This is a genomic window from Nocardia sp. NPDC059228, assembly GCF_042754245.1.
GTDB lineage: Bacteria > Actinomycetota > Actinomycetes > Mycobacteriales > Mycobacteriaceae > Nocardia.
On sequence record NZ_JBHZAL010000007.1, the window covers coordinates 104,571 to 128,336 of the forward strand.

Genomic DNA, 23,766 nt, shown 5'->3' on the forward strand with positions numbered 1-23,766 from the left:
CGACACGAAACCCACACACGGGCCGCGTCACCCCGACCTACCGGGTGACGCGGCCCGTGTCGTCACGCCCCCATCGAGTTCGTCCGGCGGGCGGCCTACGCAAGCACGACTGCAACTCGTAGCCCGGCGCGTCCGCAAATTTCCGGAACGAGTTCATTTCAAAACAGCCCGACCGGCCCTCGACTCGGGGTACCTTCCTGCCCGTGTCCGTCAGCGGACCGGAAGGAATTGAAAGACAGTGTTCATTGGTCAAATCGGGTCGACCGCGATCCTTGCGGCCGACTCGGCCGACTCCTCCGGCGTCTCCGCCGGCACCCTGCTGATCCCGGCGGCCGGCGTGGCCCTGCTGGTGGTGGGCCTCGTCCTGCGCAATCGGTCGAAGCGGCCCGCGGCCGACGCGGCCGACGAGGCCGGGCTGCCCAAACACACCGGCACCGTCGTCGCCGTCGCGGGCGTGCTGATCCTGGCGCTCGGCATCCTCGCCACCGTCACCAAGGGCACCAGCACGACCGCCAGCCACGATCCCGAACTCGCCGTGGGCAACTGCGTGACCGCCAGCGACTACCGCGGCGCCCAGATCGGCAAGATCCACGCCACCCCGTGTGACGACCACACCGCCGTCTACGAACTGGCCGCCTCGGTCACCAATGGCGCCACCTGCCCGGACGGCAAACTCCGGGACGCGGGCTACTTCGTGCTGACCGACGGCAACCACTCGCTGTGCTTCGCCCCGAATGTCAAGGTGGGCGACTGCTATTCGATGCAGGCCGATGTCAACCAGATCACGCCGGTCGACTGTGCCGGCAAGGCCGGGCCCGGCGTCACGGTCCAGATCGGCGGCCGCTTCGACGGCACCACCGACCCCAACCAGTGCGCCATCCCCGCCGGGGCGACCGTCACGCCGCAACCCGCTCGCGTGGTGTGCTGGCAGCCGGTCAAATCCAGCTAGACCCGACATATGAACGGGGCCGGGCAGTGTGACTGCCCGGCCCCGTTCACATGGTCAACCGGGAATTACACCGCCGCGGCCACAGCGGGCACACCCTCGGCGAGGTCCTGCTCGCCCAGCCGCGGGTACGTCGGATACTCGATGCCCGAGATGTACTGCACCGTCCGCACGACCTGGCACGAATAGCCGAATTCGTTGTCGTACCAGAGGTAGAGGATCGCGGTGTCACCATCCACGATGGCGGCATTGGCGTCCACGATCGACGCCGCCCGCGACCCGATGAAGTCACTCGACACCACATCGGTGGCCGCGGTGAAATCGAGATTGCGGCTCAGCGGACCCGACAGCGACACCTGCCGCAGGTACTCGAGCACCTCGGTCTTCGTGGTCTCCCGCTTCAGCTGCAGGTTCAGGATCGCGACCGAAACATCCGGCGTGGGAACGCGAATCGAGCTGCCGGTGATCTTGGCCTGGAAGTCCGGCATGGCCTTCTTCACCGCCGACTGCGCGCCGGTCTCGGTCAGCACCAGGTTGAACGGCGCGGACCGGCCACGGCGATCCGACTTGTGGAAGTTGTCCAGCAGGTTCTGGTCGTTGGTGAACGAGTGCACCGTCTCCACATGCCCGCGCACGATGCCGAACTCGTCGTCCATCGCCTTCAGCGGCGGCACGATCGCGTTCGTGGTGCAGGAGGCGCAGGAGAAGATCTGCTGCGACACGTCCTGGTCGCGGTGGTTGACGCCGTGCACGATGTTCGGCACGTCGCCCTTGCCGGGCGCGGTCAGCACGACCTTCGCGATACCGGGACGCAGGTGCTGCTCGAGGCCCGCGCGGTCGCGCCACTTGCCGGTGTTGTCGATCAGGATCGCGTCGTTGATCCCGTACTCGGTGTAGTCGATCTGCGCCGGGGAGTCGCTGTAGATGAACCGAATCACGTTGCCGTTGGCGATGATCGTGTTGTTCTCGGCATCGACCTTGATGGTGCCGTTGAACTGCCCGTGCACCGAGTCCCGGCGCAGCAGCGACGCGCGCTTGACCAGGTCCTCCTCGCCACCCTTGCGCACCACCACGGCCCGCAGGTTCAGCCCGTTTCCGGAGCCGGCCTTCTCGATGAGCAACCGGGCCACCAGGCGGCCGATCCGGCCGAAGCCGTACAGCACCACGTCCCGCGGGCCAGGCGCCACGGCCTTGTTCCCGTCGAGCACCTCCGCCAGCACCGTCGCGGTGAACTCGGGAATCGGCAGCCCGCGATCGTCGGCGCGGTAGGCGTGGACCAGGCGGCCGAGGTCGATCTTGCTCGGTCCCAGATCCAGCTCGCTGAGCACCTCGAGGAATGGCAGCGTCTCGTCGATCGACAGTTCCTCGCCCTCGATCTGCCGCGCGAACCGGTGCGTCCGCAGGATGCTGATCACCGATTTGTTCACCAGCGACCGGCTGTGCAGGAGGATCGTCACCCCCTTGTCGCGATACAGCCTGCCGATAATCGGAATCATCGCCTCCGCCGCAGCCTCGTGAGCGTTCCAGCGGTCAAGATGGTCGGTAGTCAACACAAATCCTCGGGGTTGCCTCGATGCGTACGTGCACCGATGCTATCCAGCCCCGCGGTATCACAAACCGCGGCTACCCGCATGTGAGATCCAGGTCGCGCCGGAGGCCCGCGAGGTCAGTCCCACCAGAACCACCACAGTGGCGCGGCCGCGTGCGGCTTCAGTTCGTCCAGCGTCCCCACGCCCTGATGCACCTGATCCGAGCAGTACAGGAACCGTTCGAGCGAAACAGCAAGCGCCTCTTCATCATTCTGCGGCGGATTGCCCACCCGCAGCGCGATGGTGCCCAGCCCCATCCCCATCAGCTCCGCACCCCAGTGCCCCGCCCAGCGGCGCAGCATCGCGGCGTGATCGCTGCCGTCGAGGTCGTAGTTGCAGGCTCCCCACCAGTTCAGCAGGTGCGGCACCAGCCACGGCTGCGGCGCCGGGACGAGCGCCAGATACTCGGTGTCGTCGTCGAGAACGGCCCAGGCGTCGGCCCAGCCGAATCCGTCGTGATCCAGATCCGCGGCGGTCAGCACGCGCGGGCTCCGTGGAATCGAGTCGACGCCCTCGGTGACCACCTGCGCCCAGGCCCGCTCCAGCCAGGCCCGGCCATCCGGTTCGGCGAGCTCGATACCCCGGTCGTCCGGATCGAAATTCTCGAGCCCCTCGAGCGTGCGTTCCTCGATGAGCACCGGCCACAGCCCGGTCCGTGAATACGCGCCGCGCACCCGCTCCCACGCATCGGCCGCCGGGTACCCCGTTTCGACCTCTCCCACCCAGATCGCCCGGCCCGCAACCGTTCTACCCGCGGGAGTCAGCGGCGGGACCTGCACGCCCAGCGCGGCCAGCAACCCGGTCGGGTCCTCCTCCCCGACCAGCATGGCAACCGCGTCGGCAGCATCCCCATCCGCCCGGAACGGCGGTACACCAATCGAATTCAGCACCCCCGGATCCAATCAGCCCGGACCGACAATCCGCCGCTGCCGGGTTCCGGGCCGGAGGCGGTCGCCGCGACGACGACCGCCCGCTACCGATTCGCCGCTGCGCCGGGCGCCTCAGCGCTGTGCGGAGAGGCTGCTGAGCACCCCGCCCGCGTAGCCGCCGCCGAAGGCGCTGCCGAGCCCCGCCGCCGCACTACCGACATCGACCGACCCGGCGCCGACGGCATTGCCCAGATCGGCTGCCGAGCCCGGCGTGATGTCGACATCCGTCAGCGGAAGCCCGTCCGCCGCGGCCGTCCCGATGCCCGCTCCGAACAGAGCGCAGGCCACCGCACTCACAAGAATGGTTCGTTTCATGAAGCTGTTCCTCTTATCCACGTCGCGAAGCAGGTGCAGTCTTCCCCTGCTCCGCGCGCCAGAGCATATGAAATATTGGTAATTCAGATGAGCGTTTTGGACCGTTTGGTACGCCGACCTCGCCCGACGCTCGATCGGCTCGCGTGGATAACACTGATTTGCGAATAGATCGCCGAGGCGCGTGCCCTGCGATTCCGAAACGTGAAGACCGTGGTTCCGGCGGCACGCCCCTGACGCGGAGTCGTTGCCCTCGGCGAATACCCATAGCCGGCAGCGCATTTTGGGAAGCCGGTCACATTCGTGTTGTGCCGCGCCGGCCGCCGACGATGGGGGTGTGACAGCAGACGCGTGGAAAGGCGGATGGACATGGCAGGTCGGCATCGTGCGGTGAACAAGCCCAGCAGAGTGCTGCGCGGACTTCCGGTAGCCGTGGTCGTCCCCGCCGCGGTCGGCGTCGCCGGAATGGGGACGGCCGCGGCCGAGCCCGCCACACCTCGGGTCATCGAGCCCACCGCGATGGTCAACAACGTCGCGGACGTGGCGACCGACAGCCCGGTCGCCGAACCGATCGCGCTCGCCGCCGCCACCCAGCCGTCCACGCTGGTGGCCTTCGTCCCCGACGCCGCCGCCTCCGCGCCGGCCGCCGATACCCTCGAACCCGTTGCACCCCAGCCCATTCCGTCCGCCGCCCCGATCGCCACGGCGGCTCCGATCGCGAGCCCCATCGAGAACGGCACCTATATCGGCCAGACAGCGGGCCAGATCCTCGGCGGCATCTCCGGCGCGATCCTCGGCGGCGCCGCGGGCAGCGCCCTCGCCACCGCCCTCACCGCCGGCGCGGCCCTGCCCATCGGTGCGATCGGCGGCGGCATCATCGGCGGCGTGGCGGGCACCTACATCGGCTACTACGCAGGCTCTTTCATCGGATCCTGGGTGGCCGAGCAGGCCCCGCAGCTGATCCCGAACGTCCTCCCCTGACGCGGTCCGCCATCCCTGCGGCACCGGATAGTCACCTGCTCAGCCGCGGCCCGCGCGGTCGGGTTCGGGTGGCCCGAGCAGGTCCCACCGGTTTCCGGAGATGTCGAGGAAGACGGCAACCCGACCGTAGGGTTCGGTGCGGGGCTCGGTCACGAACTTCACACCGGCACCGACCATCCGGCGATATGTCCCCGCGAAGTCGACGACCCGGAGAAAGAACCCGACTCGCCCAGCGACCTGATCTCCGACAGCACCGCGCTGCCTGTCCCCGTCCGCTTGCGCAAGCAGGATCCCGGTAGTCGCGGCGGGCGGGCGAACGACGACCCACCGTTTGGGACGTCCATCATTGGTGAGCGACGGGGAATCCTCGATCAGATCGAAACCGAGTGTCTCAACGAAGAACTCGATGGCGGAGTCGTACTCGTCGACGATGATCGTGATCAGCTCCAGATGCACTCCGTGAGCCTAGGGCCTCCCCAGCCGGGCGTTCGCGTGAAATGCGCCAGCGGAAGTACTCGAACGGCGTGTCGGCTACGAGATGTGCCGGACGATTCCATCGGCCGCGGACTGTTCGATGGCGGCGAGGAGCCGGTGGTGGCGCAGGGCTGACTCGAAGCTGGGATGTGGTTGGCGGGCTTCGGCTATGGCTCGGGCGACTTCCTGGTAGAGGGCCGCGATGTTGGCCGGTGGGCCGGACCGGACGCTTCCGGGGACGGTGCGATAGGCGTCGGGCACGGGCAAGGCTTCGTCGTCGATCCGGATGTTCCAGTCGCCCCAGTGGATGAATGTCCCGGGCTGGGCTGGGGTGGCGGTCAACGTGGCGTCACTGCCAACGAGCTCGAGGTGGAACCCTTCTCGGGCGGGCCCGTTGCCGCCGTGCACGACGACGGAGGCGGTGGCGCCGCCGGCCAACAGTCCGTGTAGCAGGACGTGGCTGGGCGTGGCGTTGGGTACGGTCCGATCCGTCCCCGCGATGAGAACACGGTCGTGCGTGCGAGGGAGTCGTGCGTTGACCTCGGTCAGCGGGCCCGCGACCCGTTCGAGTGCGGCCAGGAAATGACCGGCCATGATGGTCAGGATGTTGGTTCCCGTCGAAGGATCAAGGCTGAAAACGAGATTCGGCCAAATTCGACTGCCGCCGAAGGGAGCCCCTTCCGCCACCAGCGCGACCGATTCGAGTGTGCCGATCCGGCCGTCTGCCAACAGGCCTGCGGCGAAGCGGGCACTCGGGGAATGGTGGCCCTGCAGCACGACCGCATGAACGACGCCCGCGGCGGTGGCGGCCTCGGTCAACTCGCGCGCTTCATCGGCGTCGACGCCCAATGGCCACTCGGACACAACGTGCTTGCCCGCGGCGAGTGCCGCCCTGATCACGGCGGCGTGGCCGGGGGTCTTCACGGAGACGACGACCAGGTCGACCTCGGGGTGCGCGGCGAGTTCACGTGCGTCGGCGAAGGCGTGCCGTGCGCCGTGGGCGGCAGCCGCCCGGTCCGCGCTGGCCTGGTTGGTGGTCGCGACCGCAGTCACATCGAACTCCTCGAGCGCTGCGAGCGCGGGTAGGTGTGAGCTGTCCGCCCACCCGCTGGCCCCCACAACTCCGACTCGGATCATGTGCCACTCCTTAGTTATGTACCTTTCGGTAAGAAACTAAGTGGCGCGGCACGCACGCGCAAGCGGTAATGTACCGATAGGTAAAAAACACGGGAGAGAGCACGGAGAACGGCATGCCCGGCGGACGCCCACGCGCATTCGACGCAGACACCGCACTCGACCGCGCGCTGGACGTGTTCTGGCGGAACGGTTACGAGGGCACCTCGCTGGCCGATCTGACCGCCGCGATGGGCATCAACAAGCCCAGCCTCTATGCCACCTTCGGCAACAAGGAAGAACTGTTCGGCAAGGTTCTCGCCCGCTACCTCGACGGCCCCGGCGCCTACGCCGCCGACGCGCTGGACGCGCCCACCGGCCGCGAGGTGGTCGAACAACTGATCCACGGGGCCGTCGACCTGACCGCAGGCAAGAACACACCCTCGGGTTGCCTGTGCGTCAAGACCGTTCAAGCCTCAGGACCCGACGCACACGCGGTACGCCAGGAAGCCACCAAAGCACGAAAGGCCGGCGAGGCCGCGCTGCGCAGGCGGCTCGAGCAGGCCACCGACCTACCGTCGAGCCACGAACCGGCCGCCCTGGCCGCACTCGTCCACACGATCTCCGACGGCATCGCCGTCCAGGCCGCAGCCGGGCGCGGCCACGACCAGCTGCGACAGATCGCCGACTCGGCACTGCGCGCACTGATGGACGAATCCACCTAGACCGTCCCGTCGAAAGTTCCGCGCCCCACAATGTTTCAGCCGAGCAACTTGCGATGTGTTGTCGGGCTCGACCAGATCCGGCGCGGCCGAGGGAATCACACACGCTGAAGGCCAGGTGCCGGCCCGAGAGTCACGGCACGCGAGCGATAGAGCTGCGGGCATCGCCCCCGGGATGGGCGCCGTCAATTGACGCCCTCCCACTCCTTCGCACGCGTGCCGCCAGGCATCCGCCTATGTCGCGACCCGCGTGGTCCGAGGCGGCCGGCGCGACGTATCTGGCGGCGAGACCCACTGCGGCCCAGGATATTCGCATTGCGGACTTCGTGTGATGTCGGATGCTCGCAGGTGGAGTCTTGCCGTTGCCGAATATCCTTCGGCAACAGCGCATCCCGGCCGCGATCGATGACACTCCGCGGGGAGGTGATCATGATTGTCTGTGGGCGGCTTGCGGAGGCGGGGGACAATGCTCAAGTCCGGCACCTCCCAGATCACCGCCCTCGCAACCGTCAGCAACGACCACCGGTTGATGCCCCCGTCCGGGAGGTGCCGGGAGATGCTGTTCCAGCTGCACCGCGAGAACCTGCACACCGTCGCGGTCCTCGACAGCGCGCTCGGCATCGGTTGCCAGCAATGGACGCACACATCACGACCCAAGCGGCGACCATCGAACGAGAAACCGGCAGATACCGTGCGGTACCTGCCGGTTCAGCGTCGGTGCGACGAGTGGACTCGGGCGCCTCCGAGGTCAGCGAGTGGCGATGATCGCCGAGCCGTGACCGAAGAGACCCTGGTTCACCGCGATACCCGCGCGCGCGTTCTCCACCTGGCGACCGTCGGCCTGGCCGCGCAACTGCCAGGTGAGCTCGCAGATCTGAGCGATGGCCTGTGCGGGGATGGCCTCACCGAAACAGGCCAGGCCGCCACTGGGGTTCACCGGGACACGTCCGCCCAATGTGGTTGCGCCGCTGCGCAACAGCGCCTCAGCGCCGCCCGTCTCGCAGAGCCCGATGTCCTCGTACCAGTCCAGCTCCAGCGCGGTGGACAGGTCGTAGACCTCCGCGAACGACAGCTCGTCCGGCCCGAGCCCGGCCTCCTCGTACGCGGCCTGCGCGATGGCGGAGCGGAACGCGTGCGGCGGGGCCTCGACGGCCACCGCGGAATCGGTGGCGAAATCCGGCAGATCGATGACGGTCTTCGGGAACGTCGGCGTGACCGTCGACAGCGCCCGGATGCGGACCGGGTCGGCGATGCCGTGCCGGCGCGCGTAGTCCATCGACGTCAGCACCAGCGCGGCGCCACCGTCACTGGTCGCGCAAATGTCGAGCAGCCGTAGGGGATCCGACACGATCGCCGAGGCCGCGACCTCCTCGGCCGCCACCTCCTTGCGATACCGGGCATACGGGTTGTTCAGGCCGTGGCGGGCGTTCTTCACCTTGACCGCGGCGAAATCCTCGAGCGTGGCACCGTGCAGCGCCATCCGGCGGCGGGCGTAGAGCGCGAAGTAGATCGGGTTGGTCGCGCCGAGCAGGTGGAAGCGCAGCCAGTCGGGATCATCGCGGCGTTCACCGCCGACCGGCTGGAAGAAGCCCTTCGGGGTGGTGTCGGCGCCGATCACCAGCGCCACATCGGTCAATCCGGCCAGGATCTGCGCACGCGCATTGGCAATGGCCTGCGCACCCGAGGCGCAGGCGGCGTAACTGCTCGAGATCCGCGCACCCGACCAGCCCAGCGCCTGAGCGAAAGTCGCGCCCGCGACGAAGCCGGGGTACCCGTTGCGGATGGTGTCCGCGCCGGCGATGTACCCGACATCGAGGTGGTCGACCCCGGCATCGGCCAGCGCCGCACGCGCCGCGACCAGCCCGTACTCGACGAAGTTCCGCCCCCACTTGCCCCACGGGTGCATGCCCGCGCCGAGGACGGCGATGTCCCGATCGTTCGTGTCAGTCATTGACCGGCCTCCACATCCACACCGTGTGCTCTGCCTCGTCGTCCTCGTACAGCGTGCCCACGGCCAATTCCACCGGCATGCCCACGGCCAGATCGTCCACGGTGAACCCGCGCACCACCTGTCCGAGAATCACCATCTGCTCGACCTCGAGCTCCACCGCCGCAACGACGTACGGCTCGAACGGATCGGCCGAGACATAGGGCGCGGGCGGCTTGTACCGGGCGTCCGCGTACGACCAGATCCGGCCACGCGTGGAAAACAGGTATTCGGCCAGCTCGGAGCCGTCCTTCGCACCGGCACAGCGCGGGTTGCGACAGGCCAGCGTGTTCCGCGGGAAATACGGTGTGCCGCAATCCTTGCACCGGCTCCCCTTGAGCCGCACCACACCGTCGTCCGCAGTGAACCAGTCAGCCACAGCGGGGCGTTGTTCTTTCTGCACAACCCCGACGGTATAGGAACACGTTCTACTTTGGGGCCGAATTCCACTCCGCGAATCCGCGCCCGGAGGTACCGTGACTCCGGATGGAGGATGCCCCGACACCCTCGAGTCGATCTGGAGTACCACAACGCGATGGGCACCAAAGCCATTGACCCGCAGTCGATCCGCAACGTCACCCTCCTCGGAGACCCCGCCGACACCGCCCGACTGGCCCACCACCTGCGCTGCGGTTCCGGCAACCGCACCTCCAGCCCCGCGACCACGCTCCACTGGGCAACAGACGGCGTCGAGCACACGATCCGCCTCGCCGAACTGTCCACCCGAGCCCCCATCGCCGCCCTGCAGCGCTCCATCCGAGTAGCCGACGGCGTGATCGCAGTGGTCGATGCGTCCACAAGCCTCGCCCCCCGCCTCGAAACCATGCTCCGCGTAGCCGACGACCACCAGGTCGCCCGTCTCTGCCTCATCATCGGCCCCGACCACCCCGACGCCGACTTCGACCGCTGCGTCCGCACCATCGCCGACACCCGCGGCGCAGCCCCCCTCCCCCTCCAGATCCCCATCACCCCCGGCCCCGACCGCGAGGGCCTCATCGACCTGATCGCCCTCTGGTCCCTCGAGCCCCTGGCCGCCGAAATCTATGCCAACCACTGGAAACTCGCCGAACCCTGGCACCGCCATCTCGCGACAACGGTGACAGCCCAACGCCCCAGTTCCGCGACCCCCATCACCCATCCAGAACTCCCCCGCGACCAGCTACATCACCGAATCCGCCACGCCACCCGCATAGGCGACACAATCCCCATCCTCTGCCACTCCGACACCCTCACCCCACTCCTGGACGCCATAGTCCGCTACCTCCCATCCCCATTGGACGTCTGCCAACCAGAACACGCCCTCGACTACTGACCGACGCCGCGCCCTCGCCGCGAATCAGCGCAGTTCATGAACAATCTTCACCGCTGCGGACTCCATCGATTCGGTGGGGATGCGGTGCGCTGTCATGCGCCGAACACGCGGCGGTCGAGGGCGGCCACGACCCTCGGATAGAGCTCCGGGAAGAGCCGGACCGCGTAGTCGAGCACCTGTGCGTCGCGGCCCACCCGGATGCGCGGCGAGCCGGCGGCGACGCCGTCGAGGATGATGTTCGCGGCATCGGAAGGCAGCATCCGCAGCAGTCTCCGGTTGTAGAAATCCACCCGCTTACGTTGGGCGGCAGTGAGATCGACCCCGCGGGCCGACGCGTCGGCGAGGTTGCCGGAGGCGATGCCGGTCTTCACGCGCACGGGGTGAACCGTGGTCACCTTGACCGGGTGGCGGGGAGCTCGATGCGCAGGGCCTCGGTGAAGCCGCGGACGCCGAACTTGCTGGCGCAGTACGCGGTCAGCGTCGGCTGCGCCAGATAGCCGTTGAGGCTGGAGATATTGATGACGTGCCCGTCGCCGGACGCGATCAGGTGGGGAAGAAATGCCTTGGTGCCGTTGATGACTCCGCAGAGATTGATCGCGATGACCCGGTCGTAGTGGTCCCAGTCGCTGTCGAGCGTGGTGCTTCCGGCGCCGGCGATACCGGCATTGTTGTAAATCTGGTGGACGGCGCCGAAGTGTCCGCTGACGTCGTCGGCGTAGGCGAGCACCGCGTCGCGGTCGGCCACATCGACTGTCGCGCAGTGCACTTCGGCTCCGACCGCGGTCACCAGGTCGCGGGTGTGAGCCAGGCCCGGCTCGTTGACGTCCGAGGCGGCGATGGCGGCGCCGCGGCGCGCGAGCTCGAGCGTCAGGGCGCGGCCGATCCCGGAACCGGCGCCGGTGACGACGGCAGCCTTGCCCCTGAACCCGTCACCTGCGGACAGCCCGGCGCTCATGCGGGCACTGACACGGCGGGCTGGGCCGGACGGGTCGCGACCGGGGTTTCGAAGTGCAGCTCGGGATCGAGGATGCTGCCTTTCCGCAGGATGTGCACGTCGTCCTGGTAGTTCATCGACGTCCGCCACGGCATCCGATCGCCCTGGGTGGGCAGCTGGTCGAGGACGCGCTGGATGTAGCCCGCGGCGAAGTCGAGGAACGGCCGGGTCGGCATGGTCTTGTCGGCGACCTCGGCGCGCGCGATCCGGTAGCCGTGCTCGTCCATGTGGGCCAGCAGGCGACAGAAGTGCTCACACAGCAGGCCGATCTTCAAGGTCCACGACGAGTTGGTGTAGCCGATGGCGTAGGCCAGATTCGGCACTCCCGACAGCATCAAACCCTTGTACGCCATGGTGTTCGGCAGCTCGATCGAGCGGCCGTCCACGGTCACCGGGATACCGCCGAACGCCTGCACGTTCAGGCCCGTGGCCGTGACGATGATGTCGGCGCGACCTGGCCGGCGCCGACCCCGAGATAGTCGAAGCGCTCACCACCTACATCGAAGAACAGTGCAGCATCGCCCGCACCGCGGACCGCCTGTACACCCACCGCAGCACCGTGGTCCGCCGCCTGGCCCGAGCCGGGGAACTCCTGCCCCGCCCCCTCGGAACCAACACCATCGCCGTCGGCGCAGCCCTCGACGTCCTCCGCTGGACGCGCTGACTGCCCCGCGAAGATCGCCTCACGAAAAACCGTGGCAGACAGGCATATTCAAGAGACACCCCAACAGAATTCGGCCCCGATCCCGCCGTCGAGATCGGGATCGCCCACGCAGCCATCGAACGCAAACATTTCGCCGACTACCGGGTAGGTGCTCGACAAATACCCAATCGGCTGAAACCCGATTTCGCGTAAGCTGAAAGCGGAACGCGCCGCACTGGTCACGCGGCGACCGGAAACTACTCGCATCGAGGTGAAAGAAACATGGCCTCCGATGTTTCGCTACAGCCCAGGTGAACCGGGCCCAGGTAATTCGTTTCGCCAGCAGACGAGAACGCCAGTAGTTTCTGGTTACATCCTGCTCGGGCCGGGCCGCACCCGGAAGTAAGAACAAAGAAGAAAGTACGATCATGCGTAGAGCAACGGCGCTCTTCGCCGCATTACTGTTGGCCATCCTCTTTTCCATCACCTACGCGACGAGCCCGACGGCTCGGGCCGTCGGCTGCGTCGGCGACTGGGCCATCGGAATCGGCGGCTCAGGCGACCCATCGGTGTTCGCTCCGTACGTCGATCAGTCCGTCGGCTACAACGCCGCCGACCCGATGTCGGCGTTGAACGAAATCGATCGGCTCTTTTGGTCCCACCGCACTGAATGTCCGCGCGATCACATCCGTTTGATCGGGCACAGCGAGGGCGCGGGCATACTCCACGCCTGGGTCACCGCCCACCAAGATGCCGGCAATGCGAACGCCATCCTGCTATCGGATCCCAAACGCGCTCCGGGACCCGGTTCAGGTGGACTGTCCTCGACTCCCGGTAATTGGCTCATCGGCTATCCACTGGCCGGCGTCGACGATTGGTTCGGCAACATCCCGGTACTCACCGTATGCAACCACGACGACGAAATCTGTGACACATCGGCTGGTTGGTTGGGCTACGTGTTCGCGGGTGCGCACGATCGCTACGATTTCAACGTCTGGGACTACGGCGATTGGAATTCCGGCATCTGGTACCGGTAATCGACGATTTGAGGTATCAGAATCGGCGTCGACGACCGAAATACCCACCGGCAGAGGGATTCCCGCGTGTTCGGACAGAACGTGGATCTTCGAGCCGGATTTGCCAGGGTCCAAGGGAGACTATGCCTGGGGCCCGTTTCGAGGCCCACGCCATTGTGGACCGTCATCGGCGTCGTTGCCGGACGGCGGGGTGTCGAGCACCCACACCTGAAACGGGCAGTCGGGAAGAACTGGATCGGCGTGCAATTCTGATCGGTCCGTCGCTTGCTCGCCGTGGCCGCGGTGGTCCGTGCATCCTGAGGTACTTTCGGTCACTGTCCGGCGAACAATCGTTCACATGGCAGGCGAGGCAGCAGCCGACGGTCATCTATGGCGTCACACATCAATTCGATTGTGCACCAATGCTGGTGCCTCCAATCGTTGATCAAGTTGCGTACCGCTGCTGCGGTGGCCATGTAGTCGAAGATCGAACCAGCCAGCCAAATCCGCACGTGGACATCACTTTTAGGTGGAAGCCATCCTTCGGCGGTCATAGCCGATCGCCTTCCTCAGGCATTACCGTGTCCACCTTTCCGGACGAGGCACAGTTCGTTGTGCCAGGCGAACGAGTCCCGGAGCGGGCCGGGCCAAAACGGACTCGGTATCTGCACTCGCGGAATCAGCGGGCGTGCTGACTAGATCCTCAGCGTCGGTTTGCTGAAAGCCCTTGGTTCTTCAGCTGCGCCGCGTCGAACCACATGGTGGTGGTTGGTTGACAGCCCGATGCGCACGCAGCAATGGGAGCGGGGTTTCAAAATCAGGTCCATCGCGACGGTCGACACTGCGGTTGCGGCGGAATGAGTTTGGTCCAGAAGTCATGGCGCACTGCGTCCCATAACTTGTTCATTTCCGGAAGGAGTTCTCGTACTTGTGCGAGATCGGGAAAGTCCTCGGGGCCGAAGGATACGATCGGCGTGGCACGGGATACCTCGTGGACGGCGACGATAGAGATCAGGTGATCCTGAAACAGCCGCCATGTCGCACGTAATCCTTCGACTTCGGTTCGCCGCATATCATCCATGTTTTGCTTCCAACTCGTCGATTTTGTTCCAGTGCGTTTTCGACCATTGCCAATGTGAACCTCCTGCTGATTCTGATTTCAGGAATACTATCGGCCGGGTCGAGTCCCGGCATAAACGAGAAAAGGCAACATTCCCTTATATTCGCAACTCATAGGCATACCGGGATCGAGCGAAGTCTGCGATTGGAACTACCCGATGGCGCTCGCCAGCGCTGGCGCCACCTGCTGCGGGCGGGAACGGCGGCCGCTGATCGTCTGGAGTAATTCCGCACGCGCTCGACCACACTCCGATCACCTGCGGTATGTGTGGGCAACCAACGCCGAACGCAGGTGCCACAGCCCGCCCGCCTGGGTGGGATCGAACCCTGTGAGCTGACCGATCCGCTTGAGCCGGTAGTCCACGGTGTTGGCGTGTACGTGCAGTAGCCGCGCGGTGCGCTGGCGGTTCAGGTCGTGCGCGATATGGACCTGCAGGGTCTCCAGCAGTTCCGGATACTCGTCCAGTGGATCGAGCAGCGACCCGAGATGTTCGCGGGCGGGGCCGGGGCGGGTGAGCTGGTATTCCAGCGCTAGATCGTCGAAGTGATACAGGCCGGGCGCCGACCCCAGCCGGGTGACCATGTCCAGCAGTTCGTGGGCTTGATCTGCCGCGGTGGGCACGGTGCCGGTAGAGGCGGTGACCTCGGTGGCGGTGATGTGCACGCGGGCCGCCCGCGACAGCTGCCCGATCAGCTCCTTCAGAGCGCCCTTGGTGATGTGATCGGCGGGTATGAGCAACGTGCCGCCGTCGATCGACAGCAGCGACAGCACGGTGTCGTCGCAGCGCGTGGCCAGTTCCGCCTGCACACGCCGGAGTTTGCGGCGGGCAACGACTTTCGCGTCCAGCATCGGGTTGGACTCGTCCGGATGAGCCGGAATGGCCAGGGCTATCACGCGATAGCGGTCGGAGATGTCGATGCCACACTCGCGGGCCATAGTAGAGGTGGGGTGCCCCCCGAGCAGCGCCGAGGTGAGCGTGTGCACCGCGGTGTGGTGCTCCGACACGACCGCGCGCAGTTCGCGCACATAGGCCGCCGAGACCGCCGTGGTCATGGTGTCGAGCATTTCGACGACAAGTTTGGCGCCGTCGAGGATGCTTTGGTAGTCGGCCGTGCTGAGGGTGAGCATCGGCTCGGTGTCAGCTGAGCCGGAGGCACGCTGCTCGGCCAATGCGGTGGATACCACCAGGTCGAAGCCGATCTTGAAGCCCTCGTGGATAGCGTGGTGAATGGTGCCGATGGGCACGCCTTCGCGAGCCCATTGTGCCGCAGCGTTCTGGAGCTGCCCGGTCTTCTCCGGAATGTTGCTACCGTCCAGCATGCTGACTGCCAGTTCCAAGCACACGCGGGTGATGACGGTGATGTCGCCATGGATCGCGTCACCAGGCAGGGTGCCGCAGGGGGCGACGGTTTCGACGAAATGCCCGACCATCTGCCGCGACAAGGCCCGCACGTCCTTCAATGGCAACGACATGGGCCGGCCGGATACAGTGAGTCCTTGCCGTCGGGCGAAGGTGACAGACATGGTCGAACTTCCTTCCATCCCCCGTTAACTGCACTATTGCACCAGCGTAACCAGCACAGGATTCGAGAGAACGGTTTACTCCGGGTAACGTGATATTTCGGTAAGAGCGGTTAGTAAGGGATAGTGATAGTTCACAATCGGCCGGCTGAACCGCGACCGAATGGCAACCGGCGAGATCGACGGCATGGATCCACATCTCTCACGTACGGCAGCAGGTACGGTGTGACCTGCACCGTGCGGAGCTGGTCGACCATGCGATCAATGTAAGGTTTGTTTCCCTAATCAACGTCCAGCTGGTCTGCCGCTTTGCATCTCGCTTACAGGTCGATTGAGGCCGCCCGAATGTCGTGCGTCAGTCCATCACGGAATGGCCCCGCACGTCGGGCTGAAGCCCCCGGAAGCGCTGCCCAAGAAACAGGGGGCGCTCAATCTCGTTTAAAGCAAATACATTTCACATATCTTCGGCCCGTGAACACCGAGAACCCCACGGTCCGGACCGGACTGACAGCCCACGCACCATTCCTGAACGTCAAGGCGCTGTCCCGCAAAGGACTCAGCACCATCGCCGTAGCGGCCGCCGCAGCAGCCGCGCTCGTTACGGGAGCAGCCCCAGCATCGGCCGACATCGTCTCCGTCCAGGCGGGTAGCCGCACCACCGAGGGCGGGTTCCAGGCGGCATACATCGGTGTGGGAGCGACGACCTCGACTCCGGTGACGATTGTGGTCAACGGAGTCACGCTGGGGGGCAGCCCATTTGCGCTGAAACCAGCCAACGGCGCCAATGGCGTCAATTACGTCGTCACCATCGAACTCAGCCTGGCAGCCGGCGACCAGCACATCGTCGCCTCGCAGAAGAATGCCGATGGCACGACCAGCCAGCAGTCCACCGACTTCAGGTCCAACGGCACCACCGGAAGCTCCGTCATCCCGAACCCGATCGAAACGATCCTGAACGGCTTTCAGACCGGCAGCACCGGCGGCCACGTCGTGGTGTTCGGCATGCAGTAGCTAGGTGATGGACTCGCGAACGACGAATCCCCGGCCATCCCGCAACCCCCGCGCCGAAGACGAGTACGAGCTGTAAGAACCGTACTGCCGAGGAGTTCGGGACACGCCGACGATCCGCAGTCCCGTTCAGCCCCAACGAGATCCGCACGTCAACACTGACCACGACTCCGAACAACGAAACCGGTGTGACGCCATGCCGTCCGAGATTTCTGGAGCGGCTGCGTTTGGCGTCGAAACCTCTACGGCGGTAGATGTCGTTTGCAAACGCACTGTCATGGCTCCCCTTTGGTCAAGACGTCGATGTGGGTGCGGAGTTACGTTGTTTGGTGAGTCCGGGATGTGGCTTGTCCGAAGGATCGGTGTGCGGGTTCGAGCCGGTCGCGCTGGAGTCAGCAGTTGTTCCCAATTGCCTTCCCGGGCCTGCTGATTCGCTTCTGTCTTGGTCAGCGACCGTGCAGGCGAAGACGGCGTTCGACAGCCGCCGCTTCAAAGCCCGCACTGCTTCCATCGAGGTCTTCCCGGCCAGACGTTTGCGGTCCCGGTGAGCATGCCCGGCATCGGGGTGCCGGGTCGCCTCGTCCGCGCAGGGGCGCCGCTACAGCAGGTTCAGAAGCTCCTCGGGCATGCGTCAATCCGCACAACACAGCGGTACGCGAGCTCGCGGACAGCGAGTGGGAAAACCTCCGGGGCATCCTCGGCTGAGCCGAGAGCCCCCACGTTTGCCCCACGCATTCGATCATGGGGGGAGTCAGCAGGTCGATTGACCTGCACAAACAGAGTGGGCGCAGAGGGGATCGAACCCCCGACCGCTGGTGTGTAAAACCAGTGCTCTACCGCTGAGCTATACGCCCCAACTGCCCGGGCGGGGCCCGGGGTCGGATCGGTGCGCCGGATGTGGATGTCCGGGCAACGGGTTATGAATCTAGTGTGGCGAGGGCTTTTTCCCAAGCGTGCTGGTCACGGGGCTCGCCGGGGCCGTTCATCTCGGCGAAGCGGACGATGCCGTCCTTGTCGACGACGAAGGTGCCGCGGTTGGGGTAGCCGGATTTTTCGTTGAAGACGCCGTAGGTCTGGGCTACGGCGCCGTGCGGCCAGAAGTCGGAGAGGAGGGGGAAGGTGTAGCCCTGTTCGGCTGCCCAGATCTTGTGGGTGGGCGGCGGGCCCACGGAGATGGCGAGGATCTCGGCGTTGTCGTTCTGGAACTTGGGGAGTTCGTCCCGGACCTTGCAGAGTTCGCCCTGGCAGATACCGGTGAAGGCCAGGGGGTAGAAGACGATCAGGACGTTCTTCTCGCCGCGGAAGCTCGACAGCGTGACTTCCTGATTGTTCTGGTCCTTCAGCGTGAAGTCCGGTGCGACCGAACCGACCTCGAGCGGCATACCTTCCCCTCCATCCTCATGTCCTGAGCGCAGCACCGAGCGACGCGGCGTGGAGACACGCGGAATCCACCGTTGTCACTCGGCTTACCTGAAACCTTAGTGGAGGCCTCAGCGCTGCTTGGAAGGTGTCTTGGGCTGGGTGAGTTTGGTGCCCGTCCAGGTGCCCAGGGAGACCGGGGTGGTCGCGGTGAGGCCGGCGGGGGTCGCCGACTCGCCGATTTCGCTCGGATCGACATGGCCGGGTTGACCGGTCTTGGGGGTGAGCACCCAGACGACGCCGTCGTCGGCGAGCGGGGTGATCACGTTGAGCAGCTCGTCCACCAGGTCACCGTCACCCTCACGCCACCACAGCAGCACGACGTCGACCACCTCGTCGGTGTCTTCGTCGAGCAGCTCGGAACCGGTGGCTTCCTCGATCTCGGCGCGAAGCGCGTCGTCGGTATCTTCGTCCCAGCCCAGTTCCTGAACCACCATGTCGTGTGAAATGCCAAGCTTCTGAGCGTAGTTCTGCGCGTCCGCCGCGGCGACCACGGTGGTGTCCTCCTCAACTCCCGACAATAGGTAGTTGCAAGCGAACATGGTAAAAGCCCCCAGCGCAAGCCGATCGGCCGAAATCGCACCCTAAATGTCGTATGTGAGACCGTTGAGATCCATTGGACAGCCCGGTTTCACACCGTGTGAACGGTCCGATTCACTTGGCCGGGCAGGCGTTCCGGACCGCGGTCAGAGCATCGTTGACCTTGCGACTCGCGTCGTTGAGCGGCGCCACCGACGAGCTGGTCGTCATCTTCCGCACCTCCGCGGCCAGCGACCGCGCCGCGCTCACATAGTCGGTGAACTTCTGCCCCAGATCCGCCTGCAGGTCGGCGCCCGACGCACCCACCTGAGTCTCGACCGTCTTCGCGGCGTCCTCGAGCGCGGACGCCGCCGTGTCGCGTTTGGCGATCTGGTCGGCCGCGCTCCCGTCGTGCGCGTCGACGAATTCGTTGTAGCGATCGACAGCGGTCCCGGTGATCTTGCGGAACGGATCGCAGTTGTCGGCGGTCGCCTTGGCGGTCGCAGCGGCCGCCTTCGAGGAGGCGGCGGCCGCCGAGGACGACGCGGCCGCGGCCTTGTACGACGTCACCTCAACCTGATTCGCGGTCGGAGTACCCTCGACCGTGTTCGCGCACCCGGCCAGTACCAATCCCCCCGCCACCGCCGCGGACGCGCACACCAGTCCGAACCCCCGAGGGTTCAGCAGCTTCACTTGGTTCCTCCCCGATCCAGCCCGGCGGTGTTGGATGGCGTCGCGAGCGGCGCGATTCCCTGCGCAACCGTACTGGATTTCCGGCTGACATGATGACCTGGGCCGCATCATCGGCAAGGATGTGAGATGCGCCCCAGACCAATCGTTACGGGTATGCCGCCCACCAGCGGATATCCGGGGTATTGACGCCACACCAGATGTCCCACCCCATGTGTACGAGGAGCAAACGTCTTGACCGACTTGATGCACCCGACTTCGTCGAATTCCACCAATGGATCGACACGCAAATCCCCGGCGGGAGGCCGGGTTCGAGTGATTCGCGAGGGGGTGGCGTCATACCTGCCGGACATCGACCCGGAGGAGACCAGTGAATGGCTCGACTCCTTCGACGAAATGCTCACCCGCGAGGGCCCCGGCCGCGCCCGCTACCTCATGCTGCGCCTGCTCGAACGCGCCGGTGAGCGCCATGTCGCCATCCCCGCGCTGACCTCCACCGACTACGTCAACACCATCCCCACCGAGAACGAGCCGTGGTTCCCCGGCGACGAGGAGGTGGAGCGCCGCTTCCGCGCCTACATCCGCTGGAACGCCGCGGTCATGGTGCACCGCGCCCAGCGGCCGGGAATCGGTGTGGGCGGCCACATTTCGACCTACGCGTCCTCGGCGGCGCTCTACGAGGTCGGTTTCAACCACTTCTTCCGCGGCAAGGACCACGCGGGCGGCGGCGACCAGGTGTTCATCCAGGGCCACGCCTCCCCCGGCATCTATGCCCGCGCCTTCCTCGAGGGCCGCCTCACCACGGACCAGATGGACGGCTTCCGCCAGGAGTACAGCCACGGCGGTCCGGGCCACGGCCTGTCGTCCTATCCGCACCCGCGCCTGATGCCGGACTTCTGGGAATTCCCCACGGTGTCAATGGGTCTGGGCCCGATGAACGCCATCTACCAGGCCCGCTTCAACCACTACCTGCACGACCGCGGCCTCAAGGACACCTCGGATCAGCACGTCTGGGCGTTCCTCGGCGACGGCGAGATGGACGAGCCGGAGTCGCGCGGCCTGATCCAGGTGGCGGCCAACGAGGGCCTGGACAACCTGACCTTCGTCATCAACTGCAACCTGCAGCGCCTCGACGGCCCGGTTCGCGGCAACGGCAAGATCATTCAGGAGCTGGAGTCGTTCTTCCGCGGCGCCGGCTGGAACGTCATCAAGGTGGTCTGGGGCCGGGAGTGGGACGCCCTGCTGCAGGCCGACCGCGACGGCGCGCTGGTGAACCTGATGAACAGCACGCCCGACGGCGACTACCAGACCTACAAGGCCAATGACGGCGCCTACGTGCGCGAGCACTTCTTCGGCCGCGACCCGCGCACCAAGGAACTGGTCAAGGGCCTGTCGGACGCCGAGGTCTGGAACCTCAAGCGCGGAGGCCACGACTACCGCAAGATCTACGCCGCCTACGCCGCGGCCATGGCGCACAAGGGTCAGCCGACGGTCATCCTGGCCAAGACCATCAAGGGCTACGGCCTGGGCAAGCACTTCGAGGCCCGCAATGCCACGCACCAGATGAAGAAGATGACCCTCGACGATCTGAAGGCGTTCCGCGACGTGCAGCGCATTCCGATCACCGACGCCGAGCTCGAGGCCAACCCGTACCTGCCGCCGTACTACCACCCCGGCCAGGACGCGCCCGAGATCCAGTACATGATGGATCGCCGCAAGCAGCTGGGCGGCTTCGTCCCCGAGCGCCGCACGCTGGCAAAGCCGCTGCAACTGCCCGGAGACGAGGCCTACCGTTCGGTCCGCAAGGGTTCGGGCAAGCAGTCGGTGGCCACCACCATGGCCTTCGTGCGCCTGATGAAAGAGCTGTTGCGCGACAAGGAGATCGGCAAGCGCATCGTCCCGATCATCCCCGACGAGGCCCGCACCTTCGGTATGGACTCGTGGTTCCCCTCGTTGAAGATCTACAACCGCAACGGCCAGTTGTACACATCGGTCGACGCGGATTTGATGCTTGCCTACAAAGAGTCGAGCATCGGCCAAATCCTGCACGAGGGCATCAACGAGGCCGGTTCCACCGCGAGCTTCACCGCGGTCGGCACCTCCTACGCCACCCACGGCGAGCCGATGATCCCGCTCTACATCTTCTATTCGATGTTCGGCTTCCAGCGCACCGGTGACGGCCTGTGGGCGGCAGCGGATCAGATGGCGCGCGGTTTCGTGCTCGGAGCTACCGCCGGGCGAACCACGCTCACCGGTGAGGGCCTGCAGCACAACGACGGTCACTCGCTGTTGCTGGCGTCCACCAATCCGGCCTGTGTCGCCTACGATCCGGCCTTCTCCTTCGAGATCGCCCACATCGTGCGCGACGGCATGCGCCGCATGTACGGCGGCGGCGCGGTCGAGGGCTATCAGGAGGCGCTGCCCGGCACCGACCCCGAATCGCGTTCGGTGCACCACGAATTCGGCGGCGAGGACATCTTCTACTACATCACCCTCTACAACGAGCCCTACGTCCAGCCGGCCGAGCCGGAGAACCTGGACGTGGCGGGCCTGCTCAAGGGCATCTACCTGTACCGGCCCGGCGGTGCCGGCGACCTGCGCGCCAACATCCTGGTCGCGGGCGTCACCATGCCCGACGGCATGCGCGCACAGGAGATGCTGGCCCAGGAGTGGGGTGTGCAGGCCGATGTCTACTCGGTGACCTCGTGGGGTGAGCTGCGCAAGGAGGCCCTCGCGAAGGAGATCGCCAAACTCCGTCACCCCGACCAGGATCCGGGCCTGCCCTACATCACCGAGGTGCTGTCCAAGGCGCAGGGCCCGGTCGTCGCCGCCTCCGACTGGATGCGCGCGGTGCCCGACCAGATCCGCCAGTGGGTGCCGACCGAATACATCACCCTCGGTACGGATGGTTTCGGATTCTCCGACACCCGCCCGGCCGCGCGCCGCGTCTTCAACGTGGATGCCGCGTCCATCGTGGTCGCCGCGCTGCAGGGTCTCGCTGCTCAGGGCCGGATTTCACCCGCCACGGTGGCCGAGGCGGCACGCCGCTACGCCATCGACGACGTGAACGCCGCGCCCAAGGCGGCACCCGGTACCGAAGGCGGCGACGCATAACCGAACATAAATACCGTGGAACGTAAACCGCCGAGGCCGCGCCGGATCAACGAAGAGGGCACCTCCTCCCACGAGGTCTATCTCCCGACCGGCGCGCTCTCCCCGAATCGGCAGACGCGCGACCCGCTTCCGGACACCCTCCTGAAACGGGTCAAGCAGTTCTCCGGTCGCCTGTCCACCGAGGCCGTGGCCTCGATGCAGGATCGGTTGCCGTTCTTCGCCAATCTGGACGCCGCCCAGCGGGCCGGCGTCCAGATGCTGGTGCAGACGGCGGTGGTGAACTTCCTGGAGTGGCTGCAGGACCCGGAGTCGGATATCCGCTTCAGTCTCGATGCCTTCCAAGTGATTCCGGACGATCTGGCGCGGCGGCTGACGCTGCGCCAGACCGTCGACATGGTCCGGGTGGCCATGGAGTTCTTCGAGCAGTGGCTGCCGGCCCTGGCGCGCAACGACCGTCAGCTGGTGGCGCTCACCGAGGCGGTGCTGCGGTACGGGCGGGAGCTCGGCTTCGCCGCCGCCTCGGTGTACGCCTCGGCCGCGGAGTCGCGCGGCGCATGGGACACCCGATTGGAGGCCCTGGTCGTCGATGCCGTGGTGCGCGGCGACACCGGCCCCGAGATGCTCTCCCGTGCGGCCACTCTCAATTGGGACGCGACCGCCCCCGCGACGGTCCTTGTGGGCACACCGCCCAAGGATCAGGTGGCTGTTGTCAGTTCCGTACATAGTGTGGCCGGCCGGCACGGCCGCAACGCGCTCGCCGTGGTGCAGGGTTCGCGGCTGGTGATGGTAGTCAGTGGACATCTCGGCGACCCGATGTATCCGTCGCAGTTCCTGGCGGATCTGCTCGCCGAGGCCTTCTCCGAGGGCCCGGTGGTGATCGGCCCGACCATGCGGGCGCTGTCCGCCGCGCACGTCAGCTCGGTGGAGGCGATGGCCGGCATGGAGGCCGTGGTGGGCTGGCGGGGTGCACCACGCCCGGTGCACGCCTCCGAACTCCTGCCCGAACGCGCCCTGCTCGGCGACCGCGCGGCCATAGACGCCCTGAACGAGCACCTCGTGCTACCGTTGGCCGCCGCCAGCGCCGATCTATCGGACACGCTGGACGCCTATCTGGATTGCGGTGGAGCCGTCGAGACCTGCGCCCGCCAGCTGTTCGTTCATCCAAATACGGTGCGCTATCGACTCAAGCGAATCGCCGACATCACGGGCCGGGATCCGATGAACCCGCGTGATGCCTATGTGTTACGTATCGCGGCCACAGTAGGTCGGCTGACACGAACCCGTAACGAATCACCCACTCCTGCCACCGATATGACTCCCGTCACAGATCCTAAGGATGGGGTGTAACGAGATTCGG

23 protein-coding genes, 1 tRNA gene and 1 pseudogene are annotated in these 23,766 nt (G+C 66.1%); 10 read left to right on the forward strand and 15 right to left on the reverse strand.

Annotation, left to right across the window (positions count from 1 at the left end):
- Window positions 1-238 precede the first annotated feature (238 nt).
- A complete protein-coding gene (locus ACFXKA_RS14290) occupies window positions 239-949 on the forward strand; it encodes a hypothetical protein (RefSeq protein ID WP_379427534.1) in 711 nt (236 codons plus the stop codon).
- 65 nt (window positions 950-1,014) lie between these two features.
- Here the strand turns inward: ACFXKA_RS14290 and ACFXKA_RS14295 are convergent, their stop codons facing one another.
- From ACFXKA_RS14295 to ACFXKA_RS14305, 3 genes are all read right to left on the reverse strand, one after another.
- Window positions 1,015-2,496, reverse strand: a complete 1,482-nt coding sequence (locus ACFXKA_RS14295; protein WP_379427535.1) for a glyceraldehyde-3-phosphate dehydrogenase — start codon at window positions 2,494-2,496, stop codon at window positions 1,015-1,017.
- Window positions 2,497-2,612: 116 nt separating this feature from the next.
- Window positions 2,613-3,425, reverse strand: coding sequence for a DUF4253 domain-containing protein (locus tag ACFXKA_RS14300; protein ID WP_379427536.1), 813 nt, complete (start codon window positions 3,423-3,425; stop codon window positions 2,613-2,615).
- 111 nt (window positions 3,426-3,536) lie between these two features.
- On the reverse strand, window positions 3,537-3,779 hold the full coding sequence (locus tag ACFXKA_RS14305) for a hypothetical protein (RefSeq protein WP_354838247.1): 243 nt from the start codon (window positions 3,777-3,779) through the stop codon (window positions 3,537-3,539).
- A gap of 366 nt (window positions 3,780-4,145) precedes the next feature.
- On the opposite strand from ACFXKA_RS14305, the gene ACFXKA_RS14310 reads away from it, so the two are divergent.
- Window positions 4,146-4,757, forward strand: a complete 612-nt coding sequence (locus ACFXKA_RS14310; protein WP_379427537.1) for a hypothetical protein — start codon at window positions 4,146-4,148, stop codon at window positions 4,755-4,757.
- Window positions 4,758-4,796: 39 nt separating this feature from the next.
- On the opposite strand, the gene ACFXKA_RS14315 is transcribed toward ACFXKA_RS14310, so the two are convergent.
- A complete protein-coding gene (locus ACFXKA_RS14315; protein WP_354838241.1) occupies window positions 4,797-5,213 on the reverse strand; it encodes a VOC family protein in 417 nt (138 codons plus the stop codon).
- Window positions 5,214-5,288: 75 nt separating this feature from the next.
- Window positions 5,289-6,368: a Gfo/Idh/MocA family protein gene (locus tag ACFXKA_RS14320; RefSeq protein WP_379427538.1), complete on the reverse strand. Its 1,080-nt coding sequence runs from the start codon at window positions 6,366-6,368 to the stop codon at window positions 5,289-5,291.
- Window positions 6,369-6,481: 113 nt separating this feature from the next.
- Here ACFXKA_RS14320 and ACFXKA_RS14325 point away from each other — a divergent pair, with 113 nt between their 5' ends.
- Window positions 6,482-7,069: a TetR/AcrR family transcriptional regulator gene (locus tag ACFXKA_RS14325; RefSeq protein ID WP_379427539.1), complete on the forward strand. Its 588-nt coding sequence runs from the start codon at window positions 6,482-6,484 to the stop codon at window positions 7,067-7,069.
- A 745-nt stretch (window positions 7,070-7,814) separates the two neighbouring features.
- Here the strand turns inward: ACFXKA_RS14325 and ACFXKA_RS14330 are convergent.
- Together ACFXKA_RS14330 and ACFXKA_RS14335 are read right to left on the reverse strand one after the other, a co-directional pair.
- Entirely contained in the window at window positions 7,815-9,017 is a 1,203-nt protein-coding gene (locus tag ACFXKA_RS14330; protein WP_364615718.1) for a lipid-transfer protein, read from the reverse strand.
- Window positions 9,010-9,456 carry an OB-fold domain-containing protein gene (locus tag ACFXKA_RS14335; RefSeq protein WP_354838229.1) on the reverse strand — a complete coding sequence of 149 codons (447 nt, stop codon included), beginning with the start codon at window positions 9,454-9,456 and terminating at the stop codon, window positions 9,010-9,012. Before ACFXKA_RS14335 ends, ACFXKA_RS14330 begins: the two co-directional genes overlap by 8 nt.
- A gap of 132 nt (window positions 9,457-9,588) precedes the next feature.
- On the opposite strand from ACFXKA_RS14335, the gene ACFXKA_RS14340 reads away from it, so the two are divergent.
- Window positions 9,589-10,365 carry a GTP-binding protein gene (locus ACFXKA_RS14340; RefSeq protein WP_379427540.1) on the forward strand — a complete coding sequence of 259 codons (777 nt, stop codon included), beginning with the start codon at window positions 9,589-9,591 and terminating at the stop codon, window positions 10,363-10,365.
- A gap of 92 nt (window positions 10,366-10,457) precedes the next feature.
- Here ACFXKA_RS14340 and ACFXKA_RS14345 read toward each other — a convergent pair.
- Both ACFXKA_RS14345 and ACFXKA_RS14350 read right to left on the reverse strand, forming a co-directional pair.
- Window positions 10,458-11,320 (reverse strand): annotated as a pseudogene (locus ACFXKA_RS14345) (SDR family NAD(P)-dependent oxidoreductase).
- Complete coding sequence (locus ACFXKA_RS14350) at window positions 11,317-11,775, reverse strand: hypothetical protein (protein ID WP_379427541.1); 459 nt, start codon at window positions 11,773-11,775, stop codon at window positions 11,317-11,319. Before ACFXKA_RS14350 ends, ACFXKA_RS14345 begins: the two are co-directional and overlap by 4 nt.
- 122 nt (window positions 11,776-11,897) lie before the next feature.
- On the opposite strand from ACFXKA_RS14350, the gene ACFXKA_RS14355 reads away from it, so the two are divergent.
- Both ACFXKA_RS14355 and ACFXKA_RS14360 read left to right on the forward strand, forming a co-directional pair.
- On the forward strand, window positions 11,898-12,023 hold the full coding sequence (locus tag ACFXKA_RS14355; protein ID WP_379427645.1) for a hypothetical protein: 126 nt from the start codon (window positions 11,898-11,900) through the stop codon (window positions 12,021-12,023).
- A gap of 407 nt (window positions 12,024-12,430) precedes the next feature.
- On the forward strand, window positions 12,431-13,039 hold the full coding sequence (locus ACFXKA_RS14360; RefSeq protein WP_379427542.1) for a hypothetical protein: 609 nt from the start codon (window positions 12,431-12,433) through the stop codon (window positions 13,037-13,039).
- A gap of 796 nt (window positions 13,040-13,835) precedes the next feature.
- Here the strand turns inward: ACFXKA_RS14360 and ACFXKA_RS14365 are convergent.
- A complete protein-coding gene (locus tag ACFXKA_RS14365) occupies window positions 13,836-14,099 on the reverse strand; it encodes a hypothetical protein (RefSeq protein ID WP_379427543.1) in 264 nt (87 codons plus the stop codon).
- Between the two features lie 291 nt (window positions 14,100-14,390).
- Complete coding sequence (locus ACFXKA_RS14370; RefSeq protein ID WP_379427544.1) at window positions 14,391-15,611, reverse strand: PucR family transcriptional regulator; 1,221 nt, start codon at window positions 15,609-15,611, stop codon at window positions 14,391-14,393.
- A gap of 519 nt (window positions 15,612-16,130) precedes the next feature.
- On the opposite strand from ACFXKA_RS14370, the gene ACFXKA_RS14375 reads away from it, so the two are divergent.
- Window positions 16,131-16,670, forward strand: a complete 540-nt coding sequence (locus ACFXKA_RS14375; protein WP_379427545.1) for a hypothetical protein — start codon at window positions 16,131-16,133, stop codon at window positions 16,668-16,670.
- Window positions 16,671-17,217: 547 nt separating this feature from the next.
- Entirely contained in the window at window positions 17,218-17,490 is a 273-nt protein-coding gene (locus ACFXKA_RS14380) for a tyrosine-type recombinase/integrase (RefSeq protein ID WP_379427646.1), read from the forward strand.
- Here ACFXKA_RS14380 and ACFXKA_RS14385 read toward each other — a convergent pair.
- From ACFXKA_RS14385 to ACFXKA_RS14400, 4 genes are all read right to left on the reverse strand, one after another.
- Window positions 17,450-17,521: transfer RNA gene (locus tag ACFXKA_RS14385), tRNA-Val, on the reverse strand. The two genes, ACFXKA_RS14380 and ACFXKA_RS14385, sit on opposite strands and share 41 nt — an antisense overlap.
- 63 nt (window positions 17,522-17,584) lie before the next feature.
- A complete protein-coding gene (locus ACFXKA_RS14390; RefSeq protein WP_354838203.1) occupies window positions 17,585-18,049 on the reverse strand; it encodes a peroxiredoxin in 465 nt (154 codons plus the stop codon).
- A 108-nt stretch (window positions 18,050-18,157) separates the two neighbouring features.
- Entirely contained in the window at window positions 18,158-18,580 is a 423-nt protein-coding gene (locus ACFXKA_RS14395; RefSeq protein WP_354838512.1) for a DUF3052 domain-containing protein, read from the reverse strand.
- A gap of 160 nt (window positions 18,581-18,740) precedes the next feature.
- Window positions 18,741-19,298 carry a hypothetical protein gene (locus tag ACFXKA_RS14400; RefSeq protein WP_354838201.1) on the reverse strand — a complete coding sequence of 186 codons (558 nt, stop codon included), beginning with the start codon at window positions 19,296-19,298 and terminating at the stop codon, window positions 18,741-18,743.
- A gap of 243 nt (window positions 19,299-19,541) precedes the next feature.
- Here ACFXKA_RS14400 and aceE point away from each other — a divergent pair, with 243 nt between their 5' ends.
- Together aceE and ACFXKA_RS14410 are read left to right on the forward strand one after the other, a co-directional pair.
- Window positions 19,542-22,409, forward strand: coding sequence for a pyruvate dehydrogenase (acetyl-transferring), homodimeric type (gene aceE / locus ACFXKA_RS14405; protein WP_379427647.1), 2,868 nt, complete (start codon window positions 19,542-19,544; stop codon window positions 22,407-22,409).
- 45 nt (window positions 22,410-22,454) lie between these two features.
- A complete protein-coding gene (locus ACFXKA_RS14410; protein ID WP_379427648.1) occupies window positions 22,455-23,756 on the forward strand; it encodes a PucR family transcriptional regulator in 1,302 nt (433 codons plus the stop codon).
- The last annotated feature ends 10 nt before the right edge of the window (window positions 23,757-23,766 follow it).

Bases quoted from the DNA above. Each gene is read 5' to 3' on its own strand.
- ACFXKA_RS14305 (WP_354838247.1), bottom strand. From the start codon at position 3,779: ATGAAACGAACCATTCTTGTGAGTGCGGTGGCCTGCGCTCTGTTCGGA.
- ACFXKA_RS14310 (WP_379427537.1), top strand. From the start codon at position 4,146: ATGGCAGGTCGGCATCGTGCGGTGAACAAGCCCAGCAGAGTGCTGCGC.
- ACFXKA_RS14320 (WP_379427538.1), bottom strand. From the start codon at position 6,368: ATGATCCGAGTCGGAGTTGTGGGGGCCAGCGGGTGGGCGGACAGCTCA.
- ACFXKA_RS14325 (WP_379427539.1), top strand. From the start codon at position 6,482: ATGCCCGGCGGACGCCCACGCGCATTCGACGCAGACACCGCACTCGAC.
- ACFXKA_RS14330 (WP_364615718.1), bottom strand. From the start codon at position 9,017: ATGACTGACACGAACGATCGGGACATCGCCGTCCTCGGCGCGGGCATG.
- ACFXKA_RS14340 (WP_379427540.1), top strand. From the start codon at position 9,589: ATGGGCACCAAAGCCATTGACCCGCAGTCGATCCGCAACGTCACCCTC.
- ACFXKA_RS14360 (WP_379427542.1), top strand. From the start codon at position 12,431: ATGCGTAGAGCAACGGCGCTCTTCGCCGCATTACTGTTGGCCATCCTC.
- ACFXKA_RS14365 (WP_379427543.1), bottom strand. From the start codon at position 14,099: ATGGATGATATGCGGCGAACCGAAGTCGAAGGATTACGTGCGACATGG.
- ACFXKA_RS14370 (WP_379427544.1), bottom strand. From the start codon at position 15,611: ATGTCGTTGCCATTGAAGGACGTGCGGGCCTTGTCGCGGCAGATGGTC.
- ACFXKA_RS14380 (WP_379427646.1), top strand. From the start codon at position 17,218: ATGCCCGGCATCGGGGTGCCGGGTCGCCTCGTCCGCGCAGGGGCGCCG.
- ACFXKA_RS14390 (WP_354838203.1), bottom strand. From the start codon at position 18,049: ATGCCGCTCGAGGTCGGTTCGGTCGCACCGGACTTCACGCTGAAGGAC.
- aceE (WP_379427647.1), top strand. From the start codon at position 19,542: ATGCACCCGACTTCGTCGAATTCCACCAATGGATCGACACGCAAATCC.